The 14,778-nt window shown below is 36.4% G+C and carries 16 protein-coding genes; 7 read left to right on the forward strand and 9 right to left on the reverse strand.

All coding sequences use genetic code 11. The features are described 5' to 3' along the window. Positions 1–80 precede the first annotated feature (80 nt). The gene (locus BK577_RS23950; protein WP_078435182.1) at positions 81–1,256 is read left to right on the forward strand and encodes an FtsW/RodA/SpoVE family cell cycle protein; all 1,176 of its coding nucleotides are present in this window, start codon (positions 81–83) and stop codon (positions 1,254–1,256) included. Between the two features lie 70 nt (positions 1,257–1,326). After that, a complete protein-coding gene (gene prpE, locus BK577_RS23955; RefSeq protein WP_078435183.1) occupies positions 1,327–2,061 on the forward strand; it encodes a bis(5'-nucleosyl)-tetraphosphatase PrpE in 735 nt (244 codons plus the stop codon). Positions 2,062–2,108: 47 nt separating this feature from the next. Here prpE and BK577_RS23960 read toward each other — a convergent pair whose 3' ends face one another. From BK577_RS23960 to BK577_RS23975, 4 genes are read right to left on the reverse strand one after another with little or no spacing between them, the layout of a single operon-like run. After that, on the reverse strand, positions 2,109–2,999 hold the full coding sequence (locus BK577_RS23960) for an RluA family pseudouridine synthase (RefSeq protein ID WP_078435184.1): 891 nt from the start codon (positions 2,997–2,999) through the stop codon (positions 2,109–2,111). Further along, positions 2,999–3,802, reverse strand: coding sequence for an NAD kinase (locus tag BK577_RS23965; RefSeq protein ID WP_078435185.1), 804 nt, complete (start codon positions 3,800–3,802; stop codon positions 2,999–3,001). Before BK577_RS23965 ends, BK577_RS23960 begins: the two co-directional genes overlap by 1 nt. 47 nt (positions 3,803–3,849) lie before the next feature. Continuing rightward, a complete protein-coding gene (gene yjbM / locus BK577_RS23970; protein WP_078435186.1) occupies positions 3,850–4,479 on the reverse strand; it encodes a GTP diphosphokinase in 630 nt (209 codons plus the stop codon). 42 nt (positions 4,480–4,521) lie between these two features. Next, positions 4,522–4,905 (reverse strand): UPF0738 family protein, encoded by a 384-nt coding sequence (locus tag BK577_RS23975; protein ID WP_078435187.1) that lies wholly within the window; start codon positions 4,903–4,905, stop codon positions 4,522–4,524. 161 nt (positions 4,906–5,066) lie between these two features. On the opposite strand from BK577_RS23975, the gene BK577_RS23980 reads away from it, so the two are divergent. From BK577_RS23980 to BK577_RS26215, 5 genes are all read left to right on the forward strand, one after another. Beyond that, positions 5,067–5,651 carry a CYTH domain-containing protein gene (locus BK577_RS23980; RefSeq protein WP_078435188.1) on the forward strand — a complete coding sequence of 195 codons (585 nt, stop codon included), beginning with the start codon at positions 5,067–5,069 and terminating at the stop codon, positions 5,649–5,651. A gap of 11 nt (positions 5,652–5,662) precedes the next feature. Continuing rightward, complete coding sequence (locus tag BK577_RS23985) at positions 5,663–6,307, forward strand: lytic transglycosylase domain-containing protein (RefSeq protein WP_425435982.1); 645 nt, start codon at positions 5,663–5,665, stop codon at positions 6,305–6,307. Positions 6,308–6,611: 304 nt separating this feature from the next. Beyond that, the gene (locus BK577_RS23990) at positions 6,612–7,043 is read left to right on the forward strand and encodes a globin domain-containing protein (RefSeq protein ID WP_078435189.1); all 432 of its coding nucleotides are present in this window, start codon (positions 6,612–6,614) and stop codon (positions 7,041–7,043) included. Continuing rightward, a complete protein-coding gene (locus BK577_RS23995; RefSeq protein WP_078435190.1) occupies positions 7,027–7,911 on the forward strand; it encodes a ClpXP adapter SpxH family protein in 885 nt (294 codons plus the stop codon). Before BK577_RS23990 ends, BK577_RS23995 begins: the two co-directional genes overlap by 17 nt. 393 nt (positions 7,912–8,304) lie before the next feature. Then, positions 8,305–8,460 carry a hypothetical protein gene (locus BK577_RS26215; RefSeq protein ID WP_026561063.1) on the forward strand — a complete coding sequence of 52 codons (156 nt, stop codon included), beginning with the start codon at positions 8,305–8,307 and terminating at the stop codon, positions 8,458–8,460. A gap of 57 nt (positions 8,461–8,517) precedes the next feature. Here the strand turns inward: BK577_RS26215 and pepF are convergent, their stop codons facing one another. The 5 genes from pepF to mecA all read right to left on the reverse strand — a co-directional run bounded on the left by pepF (position 8,518) and on the right by mecA (position 14,626). Continuing rightward, positions 8,518–10,344, reverse strand: coding sequence for an oligoendopeptidase F (gene pepF, locus BK577_RS24000; protein ID WP_078435390.1), 1,827 nt, complete (start codon positions 10,342–10,344; stop codon positions 8,518–8,520). Between the two features lie 140 nt (positions 10,345–10,484). Then, positions 10,485–10,655 (reverse strand): hypothetical protein, encoded by a 171-nt coding sequence (locus BK577_RS26220; RefSeq protein WP_169908458.1) that lies wholly within the window; start codon positions 10,653–10,655, stop codon positions 10,485–10,487. Positions 10,656–10,726: 71 nt separating this feature from the next. Beyond that, positions 10,727–11,911, reverse strand: a complete 1,185-nt coding sequence (locus BK577_RS24005; RefSeq protein WP_078435191.1) for a competence protein CoiA — start codon at positions 11,909–11,911, stop codon at positions 10,727–10,729. A 117-nt stretch (positions 11,912–12,028) separates the two neighbouring features. Continuing rightward, complete coding sequence (gene cls, locus BK577_RS24010; RefSeq protein ID WP_078435192.1) at positions 12,029–13,540, reverse strand: cardiolipin synthase; 1,512 nt, start codon at positions 13,538–13,540, stop codon at positions 12,029–12,031. 414 nt (positions 13,541–13,954) lie between these two features. After that, positions 13,955–14,626 carry an adaptor protein MecA gene (mecA, locus tag BK577_RS24015; RefSeq protein WP_026561060.1) on the reverse strand — a complete coding sequence of 224 codons (672 nt, stop codon included), beginning with the start codon at positions 14,624–14,626 and terminating at the stop codon, positions 13,955–13,957. Positions 14,627–14,778: the final 152 nt, after the last annotated feature.

The raw sequence follows: 14,778 nt of genomic DNA on the forward strand, positions 1-14,778 counted from the left end.
TCACAATCCTTTAAGATTGTACATGATACAATGAAGATGGACTGTTTTTCAAGTTAAAAGATTTTAGAAAGGGATCGGCTATGACAAATGATAAATCCCCTCAACAACAAATAGATTATACGTTAATTTTTATATTGTTTTTATTAGCGATTGTCAGTTCAGTCGCAATTAATAGTGCTGAATCAACATTACCAGCAACCCTGCAAAGCATCAATTTTTCGATGAAACAAATTCAGTGGTACATTATTGGTGCAGTTGCCATTGCAGTAACAATGCTCATTGACTATGATCGGTTTAGACAGCTTGCTTGGTATTTATATGGTTTTGGCTTTTTACTATTACTTGGTTTAGAAATATTACCGGAAGGAATCGTTCAAACCATTAAAGGAGCAACAGCCTGGTATAAACTTGGACCATTTGGTAATTTTCAGCCATCAGAGTTAATGAAAATTATCATTATTATCGTCTTGAGTAAGGTCGTTGCTGACCACCGAGAGAAGTATCCGCAAAATACAACAGCAGATGACTTTCTTCTTATCGGAAAAGTAGCTGCTGTTGCCGGCCCTCCTATACTATTGTTAATTAGACAACCCGATATGGGGATGACAATGGTATTTTGTGTAATTATTGCTTCTTTACTGCTTATCTCAGGCATTAAGTGGCGTATTATTCTGCCGGCTGTTATTACGTTTGTAGTAGGTGTTGGTACATTTCTTATTCTATTTTTTAAATACCCTGATATCCTTTTAAAATACATTCTAGGTGGTCAATCTTATCAATTGGACCGATTTTATGGTTGGTTAAATCCTTATGAATATTCAGGAGAACAAGGTTTCCAGCTTGTAAAATCACTCCTCGCTATCGGATCAGGAGAACTACATGGAAAAGGGTATAATAATTTAGAAGTTTATTTACCTGAGGCCCATACTGACTTTATCTTTGCGATTATTTCTGAGCAATTTGGATTTATTGGCGGCAGTATCGTTGTATCGTTATTCTTTTTACTTATCTACAGAATGATTCACATTTCTCTGGAAAGTAATGATCCATTTGGCAGCTATTTATGTACCGGTGTTATCGGTATGATTACATTCCAAGTATTCCAAAACATCGGCATGACAATCGGACTTCTTCCGATTACCGGCTTACCATTACCATTTGTTAGCTACGGCGGTAGCTCACTGGCAACATATATGGTCGCAATCGGTATTGTTTTAAATGTCAGGTCTCGTACAAGAAAATACATGTTTGATTAAGACAAGTGGTACTCTATTTCTAGAGTACCCTTTTTATTACTAGCAAAACAAAGATATGAGGTGTCTACATATGAAAATCGATGTAATCGGTGATATACACGGATGTTATGCAGAGTTTGAAGAGTTAACGAAGAAATTGGGATATGATTGGGAATGTGGTATGCCTGTTCATCCTGAAGGACGTAAGCTCTCTTTTGTGGGAGATTTAACAGATCGTGGGCCAAATTCTATTAAGGTTATTCATATGGTTTACAAGCTTGTAAAAGAAAATCATGCCCACTACTCACCTGGTAATCACTGTAATAAGCTTTATCGATTCTTTTTAGGTAATAAAGTTCAAATCACTCATGGACTTGAAACCACTGTTGCAGAATATGAACAGTTAGCAACCGATGAGCAAGCTGATGTGAAAGCAAAATTCATGTGGTTATATGAATCTTCTCATTTATATCAAATTCTCGATAATGGCAAATTGATTGTTGCCCACGCAGGCATTCGTGAAGATTATATAGGAAAGAACACCAATGCTGTCAAAACCTTTGTGTTATATGGAGATATCACCGGTAAGAAAAACCCGGATGGAACGCCTTTACGCCGCGATTGGGCTCAGCATTACCAAGGGAAACCAATGATTGTATATGGCCATACACCAATTAAAGAACCCAGACGGGTAAATCGTACAATTAATATCGATACAGGAGCCGTTTTTGGTAATAAACTCACCGCCTTCCGTTACCCGGAAGAAGAACTTATTTCCGTCCCATCCAGCCTGCCATATGATGAAACAAGATTCAGGGAAAAATAATGGAAGTTCAATTCACTATCAAAGGCCCTACTAATGATATAGTAGGGCTAACTAAGTAATTCTCTCATATCCTCAGGCATTTCCGCCTCAAATGTTAATTGCTTTTCTAACAAAGGATGCCAAAATGACAGCTGTGAACTATGAAGGGCCTGTCTTTTGATCTCGTATTCATTTCCACCGTATAATTGATCTCCACATAAGGGGTGCCCGAGTGAAGACATGTGCACTCGGATTTGATGAGTTCTGCCTGTTTCAAGGACCAGCTCTACAAGCGTTTTATCCTCCAGTCGTTGAATGACCTCATAATGAGTAACTGCCACCTGTCCATCTTCACAAACTTCTCTCTCGATAATACTATCTTTTTTTCGGCCAATCGGAGCTGTTATCGTTCCCTTATCCAGAGTCAATACACCATGCACGACCGCTTTGTACGTTCGATGGATTTGCTTGGTTTTTTGTTGAGTAGAAAATAAAGAGTGAGCAAATCGGTGTTTCGCAACAAGCATAAGTCCTGATGTATCTTTATCTAATCGATTCACAATGTGAACGGTCGAAGGTATATGATGTTTTTCATAATAATCAATCAATCCGTTCGCCAATGTTCCTATTGTATGCTCCCGGGACGGGATAGACGGGACATATGGCGGTTTATTAATCACTAAACAATGTTGATCTTCATAAACAATGTTAAATGGTACTTTGTCTGCCTGTAAGCCTGGGCCTCGTTCTTCCTCGGGAAAAATGATTGTTAGGACATCTCCTTCTTTTACCTTATACCTAACAGTCACATGGTTAGAGTTAACTAATATGTCGCCGCCATTAAATTTTATATCTGTTAAAGCACGCTTAGAGATTTGCTTTGCTTTCACAAAGTCAAAGATGAGCATACCATCTTCTTCCTTGCGAATGGTCCACTTCAGATGAAACGCTCTGTCCATTATCTTTCTGTATTTCCCACAAATGAATCTCGTACACGATTCCAAAATGGAAATGGCTTAAATCGTGCAAATCGGACATTTTCATGAGCCACTCTACATTGAATGGACTTTACATCTTTATGCAGCAAGGTGAGATGGTCAATCGTAACCTGAAAATCAACATCATTTACCGGCTTCAGCATACATGTATGGTGCTCAGGTAAAATTAATGGTGATCCAATTGTTCGAAAGACTCTGTTATTTATAGATGCCATTTCCGCCAATTGAATCGCCCGTAAAGAAGGATGTAAAATTGCTCCACCAAGCGCTTTATTATAAGCGGTACTTCCTGACGGTGTTGATATACATAATCCGTCACCTCTAAAGGTTTCAAACATTTGGCCTTTAATTTCAACGTTCATAACCAATGTTCCTTCAATACTTTTCACCGTACATTCATTGAGGGCCAAATACCTTGCCTCCCTGCCACCATCATTATGACGGACAATAACCTCTAAGATTGGATATTCAACAACCTGGTAAGGTGTTTTTGCTATGGCAATCACAAGCTTTTCAATTTCCTCAGGTACCCAATCAGCATAAAATCCTAAGTGACCGGTATGTACTCCAATAAAGGCGGTTTTGTCCAGTCTACTTTTGTAGCGATGAAATGCATATAATAGCGTTCCATCCCCTCCAACTGAAATCACGATATCCGGACATTCTTCATCATATTCCAGCTGAAAATCAAGTAAATAGGTTTTCATTTTTTGCATAATTGAGTTTGAAATTGGATCACCCTTTGATGAAATGGCAAATTTCATAGATACTACCCCTTTATTGTTTATTTTCATAATAAGGCTAGTTCAGCTTATTTTTTATCGGTCTTCCTTGAGAAAATAGCTTGGGCTTCTTGGATTTCTCCTCTTATCTGGGACATTTCTTCATCTAGTGAGTAAGCAGCTTCAGCAGCTCGTTTTAAGCGGACTTTGATGTTGTCCGGTATGTTTCCACTGTATTTATAATTTAATGAGTGTTCAATCGTTGCCCAAAAGTTCATTGATAACGTACGAATCTGAATTTCAACCAGCAGCTTCTTTTCACCTGCAATAGTTTGTACCGGGTATCTTGCAACAAGGTGATACGATCTGTAACCACTGTCTTTTTGATTTGTAATATAGTCTCGTTCCTCAATGATTTCGAGGTCGTTTCGATTTTTCAACATATTTACAACAAATCGAATATCATCAACAAACTGACACATCATCCTTACCCCTGCGATATCTTGAAGACCTTCTTCCAAATCTTCCATTGCTATATTTTTCCGCTTAGCTTTATCTAAAATACTAGCAATAGGCTTCACTCGCCCAGTAACAAACTCGATCGGAGAATTCGAATGTTCCAGCTCATATTGTGACCGAATGCCTCTTAACTTAACCTTTAATTCCTCCACTGCCTGGTTATAAGGAGCCAAAAAGGCTTTCCATTGTTGACCTTCCATCTATGTATCCCCCTAACACAACCGCCTGTTGTCCACTACATTTTAAGATAGAGAAAAAAGTTCTACTACCTTGCTCTCCATTTCATCTCCGTAATTTGCATTATCTTTAATATTTTCTAATAGATAACGTAATTCATCTGTTAAATTTTCGAGCTCAATCTGCTTGCCATTCAATTTCATAGCAACTTTATACTCTTTATCCAACGCTTCTTTTAAATGCGGCCAAATTTGATAAGGAAGACTTGCATAGACAAACTCATCTTCTGATTCCAATATATAAATAAAAGCCAATTGATCAGAATCAACAAGCATCTGTCCTTGTGCCTTTACATCACTTTGTTCCAATCCGGATGAAATTTCTGCCGGCTCCAAAATTAATACATGATCTTCTACTTTTGCTTCGACTAATTCAATTCTAGTATTCATACGAATCTCCTTCCATTACAATCCAAGATTATTTTACCATATTAAAAAGTTACATGATAACATTGCAGACTATTTAAATTCGAGAGATAATAAGAAATGCGGAAGCACCTGTTTAAGGTAATGGCTTTCGTTGAAACTCTGATTAGTGAGGTCAAACCGATATGTCACAGGAAATAGAAATTGAATTTAAAAACCTATTAACTCGCAATGAGTTTAAGAACATAAAAGAAGTATTTCAGTTGAAGGATGAACAATTTTTTCTTCAGGAAAATCATTATTTTGACACCCCACAGTTTTCATTAAAAGATCTTGGATCTGCTCTTCGAATTCGAAAGAAACAGAATCAATTTGTCATGACATTAAAGGAGCCTGCACAAGTTGGCATACTGGAGACTCATCAAATCGTTACAAAAAAAGCAGCCCAACAGATGATGGAAACTGGGATTCTCGAGGATGGACAAATTACTGAGAGATTAACGAGCCTTGGAATTAATAAAGCGGACATGACCTATTTTGGTACTTTATCCACATTACGGGCAGAAATAAATTATAAAAATGGTTTACTTGTGATCGATCACAGCCGATATTTAAATATAGAGGACTTTGAACTTGAATATGAAGTAAAAGATGAACAAGAAGGTAAAAATGTTTTCCATAATCTTTTAGAAGAACTAAATATACCAATTCGCGAAACGAAAAATAAAATTCGCCGTTTTTATGAGCAAAAATATAGTGAGATGAGGTAAGACTTTTGGATATTAAAATGCAATATTACAAAACCATGCTTGAACTGCAGGCACTTCAAAGCTTTAATCAATCTGCTAATCAGTCAAGTAATTCCACTTTTGAAACGAATTTTCAAGAACTACTAAAATCTTTCTTATCAGTCGGTACTAGCAGTAATAATGAAACAGTCCAACAGAATGTTACACCAACACTATCATCTTTGCCAATATCTTCGTTGATGAGTTCACCTGTTGTTGATCAATTGACTTCTACTAGTCAATCGGACACTCCTTTACAGGCAAACTCAATTGATGAAATCATTAATAAAGCAGCCGAAAAGTATGGTGTAGATGAGAAGTTAATTCGTGCTGTCATTAAACAGGAATCCGGTTTTAACCCGACTGCCAAAAGCCATGCCGGAGCAATGGGTTTGATGCAGCTAATGCCTGCAACTGCAAGATCTCTTGGAGTTGATAATCCGTTAGATGCCGCCCAAAATGTTGACGGAGGAACAAAATATTTAAAACAAATGCTATCACGATACAATGGAGATGTTTCCCTCGCTTTAGCAGCATATAATGCGGGACCAGGAAACGTAGACAAATATGGCGGTATTCCTCCATTTAAAGAAACACAAAACTATGTAAGAAAAATCACGTCAACTTATCAGGTGTAAAGTAAACTTTTTAAAGACCATCTTCTTGATGGTCTTTTTTTAAACTGATAAGATAGTATATAATTTGTACTTAGTTTTAGTGTCTAGCTCCAGGCGCCATCGGCTCGAGGTCATAAGGCGATTGGCAGGCGCCTTGCGCTTTTCTTCTTCCACATACAATAATGGTAAATATAACATTTGAGAGCGGTTTGTTTGAGATATGAAAGAACGCTTGTTAAAATGAATTTACATCAAAACAAAAAACTACCTAAGATTCAATTTTAACGTAACTTGTTATTTAGCATATCGAAAAGGAGAAATCAACATGACGAATCAACATTTAACACCTTATGAAGCGATCGGAGAAGAAACACTTTCGCAGCTTGTTGATACCTTTTATTCTCATGTTCAGAATCACCCGTTACTGGCTCCCATATTTCCAGATGATCTCACGGAAACAGCACGTAAGCAAAAGCAATTTCTGACACAATACTTAGGTGGACCACAACTTTATACAGAAGAACATGGGCATCCGATGTTAAGAGCAAGACATCTGCCCTTTGAAATCACACCTTCCAGAGCAAATGCTTGGATAAGCTGTATGCAAACCGCTATGAAAGAAACAGGCTTAGAAGGGGAAATAGCGGATTTTCTCCTTCATCGATTACAGCTAACAGCACATCATATGGTCAACACAATTGAACCGGAAGAAGAAAGCAATCAGAAAGAAGGCACAAACAATGAAGGAACATCATGAGAAACAGAACGTATCCCTCTTCTTCTCCCATTGTCATGGGCATCCTGATAAACCAATTGAGATTTATATGTTTGTTGATCCTCTATGCCCCGAATGTTGGGCATTGGAACCAATTATAAAAAAGTTACAAATCGAGTACGGACGGCTTTTCACCCTTAAATACATCATTAGCGGACGTCTCGCTACATTGAATATTACAAAAAGAAAAAGCCCTGAAAAGCTCGCTCAGGCTTGGGAAAAAACTGCATGTCGTACAGGCATGTCTTGTGACGGTAAAGTATGGATGGAAAATCCATTATCAACTCCGTATCGGGCATCACTGGCAATAAAATCCGCTGAATTGCAAGGTAGAAAAGCAGGACTTCGCTATTTACGAAAATTGCAGGAATTATTATTTATTGAAAGTCAAAATGTATCAGATGAAGAAATTTTAGTAGATATTGCCAATAACGTAGGACTGGATGTAACTGAATTTCGGAAGGACCTCCATTCTGAGAGTGCTGCAAAAGCATTACAATGTGATCTTAAAATCACATCAGAAATGGATATCCAGGAAATCCCCACACTCGCCTTTTTTAGCGAAGAAGTTGAGCAGGAAGGATTAAAAATAACCGGCATTTATTCTTATGAAATGTATGTAGAGCTTTTAGAAGAAATGGTTGGTGACGTGATTAAACCTTCCCATACACCTCCATTGGAAATATTCTTACAGCATTATCGATTTGTTGCATCAGTTGAGATTGCAACCGTTTATAATATGACCATAACTGAAGTAGAAAAAGAGCTTAAAAAGCTGGTTCTTTCCCAAAAAGTTGAAAAGATTCAAGCGAAACACGGAACATTTTGGAGATATACAGGAACCAAATAAAGGGATTGGGGGATTGACTATAGTCAATCTCTTTTTTATGAATAAGAAAGTAAAGAACTTTCACTTCCAAAATAAAAAGACCCTATACAAAGTAAAGGGTCTCTTTTATATGTCTTAACGACAACAAAGGGGATGGGAGAAATTTTTCACGGTCAAACAAAGGGGTAAATGTTTGTTTGTGATTAATTTCACATCTATAATATATCAAAATGTGTCGACATTTGACAAGTAAGATAGCTCCTTTTCACAAAAAATTCACATTCCAATGAGGTTTAGTTGCACTTCTCGATGACTTAACCTGTCTCAATTTTCATGGATAATTGGTTCACTGATAACATATAAAATACTAAGAATTAATTCTAAGGGGGATTACTCATGAAAGGTAGCTGGATCCTGCTTCTCACCTTAATAACAATCGTTTTAATCATTATTAACTTATTAGCATTTATGGACATTTTCCCGCTATATATTACCTCTCCTCTACTATTTATTGCTATTTTTACAACTCTTTATTTTATTAACCATCGAAAAACATTTAAAGGATTTTAAAGAATTAATATGTTATAACCCAAAAAGGAATGTGCAATTGCACATTCCTCTTTCATTTTAACTATTCACTTTCGCTAATAACTCTTCCATTTCATTTAATTTTTCTTCAAATACTTTGCAAGCTTCTTCGATCGGTGCAGATGAAGTCATATCAACACCTGCTTTTTTAAGAACTTCAATTGGATAATCAGAGCTTCCTGCTTTTAAAAATTCTACATAACGGTCTACAGCAGGCTGACCTTCCTCTAGAATTTGGTTGCTCAATGCTGTTGCAGCACTATAACCTGTTGCATATTGATAAACATAGTAATTGTAATAGAAATGAGGAATTCTCGACCATTCCAATCCGATTTCTTCATCAACTACAATATCTTCACCAAAGTATTTTTTGTTTAAGTCATAATAGGTTTTTGTTAATAATTCAGGTGTTAACGGCTCTCCATCCTGTGCTTTTTGATGAATGATATGTTCAAATTCAGCAAACATGGTTTGACGGAAAACAGTTCCTCTAAATCCTTCAAGGAAATGATTTAGTAAATATAACCGTTTCTTTTCGTCATCAATTGTATTTAACAGGTAATGATTTAACAGTGCTTCATTACAAGTTGAAGCTACTTCTGCAACGAAAATAGAGTAGTTTCCATAAGGATATGGTTGAGACTTGCGTGTGTAATAGCTGTGTACAGAATGTCCGAACTCATGAGCAAGTGTAAATAAATTGTTAACATTATCCTGCCAGTTCATTAAAATGTATGGATTTGTTCCATATGTACCTGAAGAATAGGCACCACTGCGTTTTCCCTTATTTTCATGAACATCAACCCAACGATTTTCAAAGCCTTCTTCAAGTATAGAAATGTAATCTTCTCCTAATGGCTCAAGACCTTTTAAGATATAGTCTTTTGCTTCGTCATAGGTTACTTCCATTTTCACATCTTTGATGAGAGGTGTATACAGATCATACATATGAACTTCATCAAGCTTCAGTACTTCTTTACGAAGCTTCACATACCGTTGAAGCAAATCCAAATGATCATGAATCGTATTCACTAAATTATCGTAGACTTCCTCAGGAATATTGTCACTGCTTAGTGCTGCCTGCCTAGCAGAATCATAATTTCTTACCTTTGCACTAAAATTGTCTTTTTTTACTGTCCCACTTAAAGTACTGGCAAAAGTGTTTTTGAATTCATCATATTTTCCATATACTGCTTTAAATGCCTCTTCACGTACTCTGCGATCTTCGCTTTCTAAAAAGCGGATATATCGGCCATGTGTGATTTCTACCTCTTCCCCGTTTTCATCCTTAATTGTCGGGAAAGTTAAGTCAGCATTGTTCAGCATACCAAATGTATTGCTTGAAGAATCCAAGACCTCTGAAGCTTCAGCCAATAGTTCTTCCTTTTCAGCTGAAAGAACATGTGGACGCTGACGATTAATTTCGTCTAAAGCATGCTCATATAGTTTCAGCTCTTCTTTTTCACCTAAAAATTGCTTAATTTTCGCTTCATCAATTGATAGAATTTCCGGTACAATATATGAGCTAATACTTGAAGCCTGTGTGTATAAATTTCTGGCACGATCATTTAGTGCCTGGTACTTTGAGTTTGTTGTGTCCTGATCATACCTCATATGTGCATATGTATACAGTTTTCCTAAGCGCTCCATTACTTCGTCTTGATAGAAAAGAGCTTCATGAAGTGATGCTGCACTGTCCCCTAGTTTTCCTTTAAACTCGGCTAATTTAGGTAGTGCTTGTTGGACTTCATTATATTCTTTCTCCCAGGCATCATCTGTAGAAAAAATATCCTCTAATCTCCATGTATCATCTACTTTGATGTCACTTCTAGATGGTAACTTTTTTACTGCTGCTTGTTCCGACATATCATTTCCCCCTTTAACGTTAACAGCTAATGCGGAGCTTGGGCTCATTGAACCCATAAGTGTAAAAGCTGTTAGAAGAGATAACAGTTTGCTTATGTTCATATCCAACCCTCCCGAAGATCATTCTCCGCATGAGCCAATTAAAAATCATTCCTTATATAATCGAAAGGATTTTCTGTTGGATATGACTCCTTACTATCTCTATCTTCACCCCGCATTGCTTCTTTTGTCAAATAGTAAGTAGCTGCCCCAACACCTAACATCGAAGCCACCATTAAAACAGGATTACTTTTTCTCTTCATATTAAACATATGTTCACCTCTTTATGTTAATATCTCCCTTTTAATTTGTTCAAAAAATAAATTACTATTCACTGTCGTATTTATATTGATCCTATTATTTTTACATCTTCCTTGAACAGCTCTTCCATTTGGTTTGTCCACCTTATTTCTTTTATCTTCTTCAATCGATCCTTTCCTTCGAAAACCACAACTGCCAAGTCTGCAAGCTTCATGAGATATGTATCAATTGCTGAAATAAAGGACACTTGCTTTATTAAAGAACGAGATGTAATGGAGCCTTCATTCATTCTCATTGAGATGGCATGGTAAACATCATGTGTACGAAATGAACCATTTAACGAGATAGCATGAATAAACAAGAGGATCCATCCCTGCCACACATAGACAGGAGATTCAAAAATATAATTATTGGCCAAAGGAAGAAATGCATAGGAAGGTAAATATGAAAGTGGCAGATGAACGGTTTGATATAGATATTGTTGGAGTTTTGACGATTGTTTAGATTGAAAACCCGGTGCTTTAAGACGAAAACTTCTAACCTTACGAATCCACTCCTTATGCAAATTCTCTTTTTTATAAGGTTGAAGTTTCATGACATCATGAACGGAGCTTGAGGGTAAAGGGTAATGTTTATGTTCAGAAATAACTGTTCGTGAGGAAAATGGAAGAAGATGATATAACACAATCATTGCCCTTGAATTAGGGCAATACGAAAATAGATATGGCGCTGAGTTTTCTTTTTTTAAGATAAAATTCCATTGAAAAGGAGATAGACGATAGGACTGTGATGCTACTCTTGTTAGAGTTTTGGCACCTAAGATCCATAGATAGGAGATTCCTTCCTGGTGATATAGTTGTGATCTTTTTCTCAAAATTCTCGTATCAATTGTTGAGCATTGATATTCAATCGCAATTTTATTTTGATTATATTCAATGAATAAATCCGGGCGCTGCATTGTTTCTTGTAGATAAGGTTCGAGTTGTACAGATTCAACCCCTTTCTGACTAGTAAACCAATGATACAAATCATGTTTTCCCCTCATATGATAGTCACTTTCATGACTTCCTTTGACGGTGGGGCATTCCCCATATTTTTTGTGTGCAAAATGTGCAGCGATAATAGAGCCAATTTTCAAATCTACTTCTTGCTTACATGTTGGACAGTTGAAGTTCCTTTTTTCCCTGAGCTTCATTAATCTCTGTCTTGACCACTTTTTTTCTGCAACATTAACCATCAATCCTTCTTGATCAATCGCGACAAACACCTGCTTCCCCTCCCTTTTCTATCCATTATCCATATGAAGGGGATTTTGACAAATTGCGAAAAGTTAATTTTTGAAAAGAAAAACAACCAATTTCCACTGGTTGTTTGAACTTTTGTGTTAAAGCAATGGTGACATAAGCCTTGCCCCGGATTCAAAAAGTTTTACCGGAAGCGACCGCTTCGAAAACTGTTCTAAATTAATCTCTCTGGAATGATTAATATCATTTATATATGCGTCTACTAACTTTTGTGTACTACCCGTCCGGTATAAAAAGGCGTTCACTTCAAAATTCAAATGAAAGCTTCTCATGTCCATGTTGGCTGTCCCAATGGAAGCTAGTTCATAATCAACAATTATGATTTTACTATGTAAAAATCCTTTTTCATATTCATATACTTTTACTCCTGCCTCTAATAGCTCAGGAAAGTATGATCTTGATGCATAATAAACAATTTTTTTATCCGGTCGCTTTGGTACGAGAAGTCTAACGTCAATTCCACTTAATGCGGCAACCTTTAGTGCCGAGAGAATATCTTCATCAGGTACAAAATAAGGAGAAGCAATCCATATCGACTCTTTTGCAGAGATAATCATTGAAAAAAATAAGTTCTTAATAACATCCCATTTATTATCTGGACCACTTGCAATTAACTGCACCCCTCCCGTTTCCTCTAATGACTCTGTGTTTGGTGCTAAATACAAATGAGGTAACAGTTTTTTATCTGTCATGTAGTACCAGTCTTGTAAAAAAATCATTTGTAATGTTCGAACTGCTTCACCCTTAATCAGTAGATGGGTGTCTCGCCAGTAACCAAAATAGGAATCTTTCCCCAGATATTCATCCCCTACATTCAAGCCCCCAACAAAGCCAACTTCTCCATCAATCACGACGATTTTTCTATGATTTCGAAAATTTATTTTATTGTTAAAGAAGGGAATTTTGACCGGTAAAAACGGAACCATTTCTATACCCGATTTACTTAGTTCTTTAATATATTCTTTAGATAATTTCCAGCAACCAACAGCATCATATAGAAACCTGATCTCCACGCCTTCATTTGCTTTTTCAATCAGAAGGTTCTTTAACCCTTGTCCAACCTCATCATCTCTCACAATGTAATATTCAAGATGAATATGATGCTTTGCTTTCTTAATTTCCTGAAAGATATGTTCAAATGTCTCGATTCCATCTGTTAACACTTTTGTCTTGGTGCTAAATGAAATAGGACTATGTCCTAAACGGTGAGCTAACTTAAACAATAATTGCTGATGATTCCCCATATGCTCAATTTTATCTTGATATGACCTTTGATTTCCCTCTATTTCCAAAAATGCTTTTTCATCTAAAAGAGCTTTTTTTTCAAACAACCGCCTCTTTTTAATATTTCTTCCAAAGAATAAATAAAAAAAGAAACCTACTAGAGGAAATCCCCCTAATACGACGAGCCATGTGATTGTATGAGATGGATGTCTGTTTTCTAAGAAAATGACAATGCAAATAAATATGATGGAAAGTGTAAAAAGGACACTGACAGATCCAACAATCCAATCTCCCCAGAAACTTTTGGTAATTAGGATAATGGAAGCAATAAGTGTGATAAATAGTAGTAATCGGAATGTAAATTTCATCGATTTTCACCTGTCTTATTTTTATTCTTACTTCCCTTCTTTTAATAAAACAAAACCTTTCCGGCTGTTTTTCAAAGTTTGCTGCTTTATAGTTCTCACTATTTTATTACTTAAGAATCCTTTTTAACCCTTAAATAGGAAAATAAAGTGAGACTTCCATCAGTGGGGATTTTATTCTTCCCCCACTGATGGTTAGCCAAACTTATCAGGCTCATAACGCCACATCCTTATGTCTAGCCTGACTTGGACGTCCTGCCTTCGTCGGACTTTTACGGGCAGTTAGTTAACTCTCTCTTATCTTCTTTGCTTCTCCCAAATCTTGAAATAGAAATTTCACTGCACGTTAAGGTGGGATAAAAAACACAGAAAAAACCGATTCATGAATAATCGGTTTTTTCTGCTACTTATAATTTATTAGGAAAAGTGCTTTCTGATAACAGTAAGTGCATGATCTTTTGCAATAATAGAACCATATTCCTCAAGTCGGTGAATGGTCACCCGAGATTCTTGTCCATATTCAAGAAGAATACTTAATGTGTTCTCGATTTCATCATCACTGACCTCGTCATCAAACTCTATAAATAAATAATACTGTTGGTCGAGCGTGTATAAATGATTCGTCATCCCATTCAGTTGCGAATATTTAGACAAGGAAATAATATGTTCAAGATCATTAAATTTTAATACAAACTGAAGCTGTTGTTCCATATCTTCCATGTGATCATCTTGTGAATCACTTGATTTATTAAAATGTTGATCCAATAAGGATTCAATATTTTCATCTACTGGCAGTTCTTTAAGCTTCTCATCAGAAATTGGAAGTTCAAGCTTTTGTCCGTCTTTTGATAATTGGGCCTTTGTCACAATAACTTCTAAACCTTTATCAAGCGCCTGAACTTGAATCCAAAGAGGACCTTCAACCATAAATTCTTCTTCCTCATGGACTTCATCCATCATTTCCCAAAAAAGCTCTTCACTTCGATCACGATTATACCATATTTCATCACGATCAAATCCACGCTCTTCTATATCTAAATACGAAATATAAAACTTTACGGTATTCTCGTTAATACGTTCAATTTCCATTACTCAACCTTCCCTTCTATATAAGATGTTGAAGGGACAACCCCCCTCAGGGTAGTTGTACTTTACTACACTTTACCCAAAATTTCAACTATTTAACCCGGGTAAAGGGAAGTGTCAACATTCTCCTAAAAGAATGATTCACACTAATGTTC

The organism is Metabacillus halosaccharovorans (genome assembly GCF_002019635.1).
GTDB lineage: Bacteria > Bacillota > Bacilli > Bacillales > Bacillaceae > Metabacillus > Metabacillus halosaccharovorans.

Excerpts from the sequence above, each read along its gene's own strand:
- BK577_RS23960 (WP_078435184.1), bottom strand. The coding sequence starts at position 2,999 with ATGGACAGAGCGTTTCATCTGAAGTGGACCATTCGCAAGGAAGAAGAT.
- BK577_RS23965 (WP_078435185.1), bottom strand. The coding sequence starts at position 3,802 with ATGAAATTTGCCATTTCATCAAAGGGTGATCCAATTTCAAACTCAATT.
- cls (WP_078435192.1), bottom strand. The coding sequence starts at position 13,540 with ATGAAATTTACATTCCGATTACTACTATTTATCACACTTATTGCTTCC.
- BK577_RS23975 (WP_078435187.1), bottom strand. The coding sequence starts at position 4,905 with ATGAATACTAGAATTGAATTAGTCGAAGCAAAAGTAGAAGATCATGTA.
- BK577_RS23950 (WP_078435182.1), top strand. The coding sequence starts at position 81 with ATGACAAATGATAAATCCCCTCAACAACAAATAGATTATACGTTAATT.
- BK577_RS23995 (WP_078435190.1), top strand. The coding sequence starts at position 7,027 with ATGAAGGAACATCATGAGAAACAGAACGTATCCCTCTTCTTCTCCCAT.
- BK577_RS26220 (WP_169908458.1), bottom strand. The coding sequence starts at position 10,655 with ATGTTTAATATGAAGAGAAAAAGTAATCCTGTTTTAATGGTGGCTTCG.
- BK577_RS23980 (WP_078435188.1), top strand. The coding sequence starts at position 5,067 with ATGTCACAGGAAATAGAAATTGAATTTAAAAACCTATTAACTCGCAAT.
- mecA (WP_026561060.1), bottom strand. The coding sequence starts at position 14,626 with ATGGAAATTGAACGTATTAACGAGAATACCGTAAAGTTTTATATTTCG.
- prpE (WP_078435183.1), top strand. The coding sequence starts at position 1,327 with ATGAAAATCGATGTAATCGGTGATATACACGGATGTTATGCAGAGTTT.
- BK577_RS23990 (WP_078435189.1), top strand. The coding sequence starts at position 6,612 with ATGACGAATCAACATTTAACACCTTATGAAGCGATCGGAGAAGAAACA.
- yjbM (WP_078435186.1), bottom strand. The coding sequence starts at position 4,479 with ATGGAAGGTCAACAATGGAAAGCCTTTTTGGCTCCTTATAACCAGGCA.
- pepF (WP_078435390.1), bottom strand. The coding sequence starts at position 10,344 with ATGTCGGAACAAGCAGCAGTAAAAAAGTTACCATCTAGAAGTGACATC.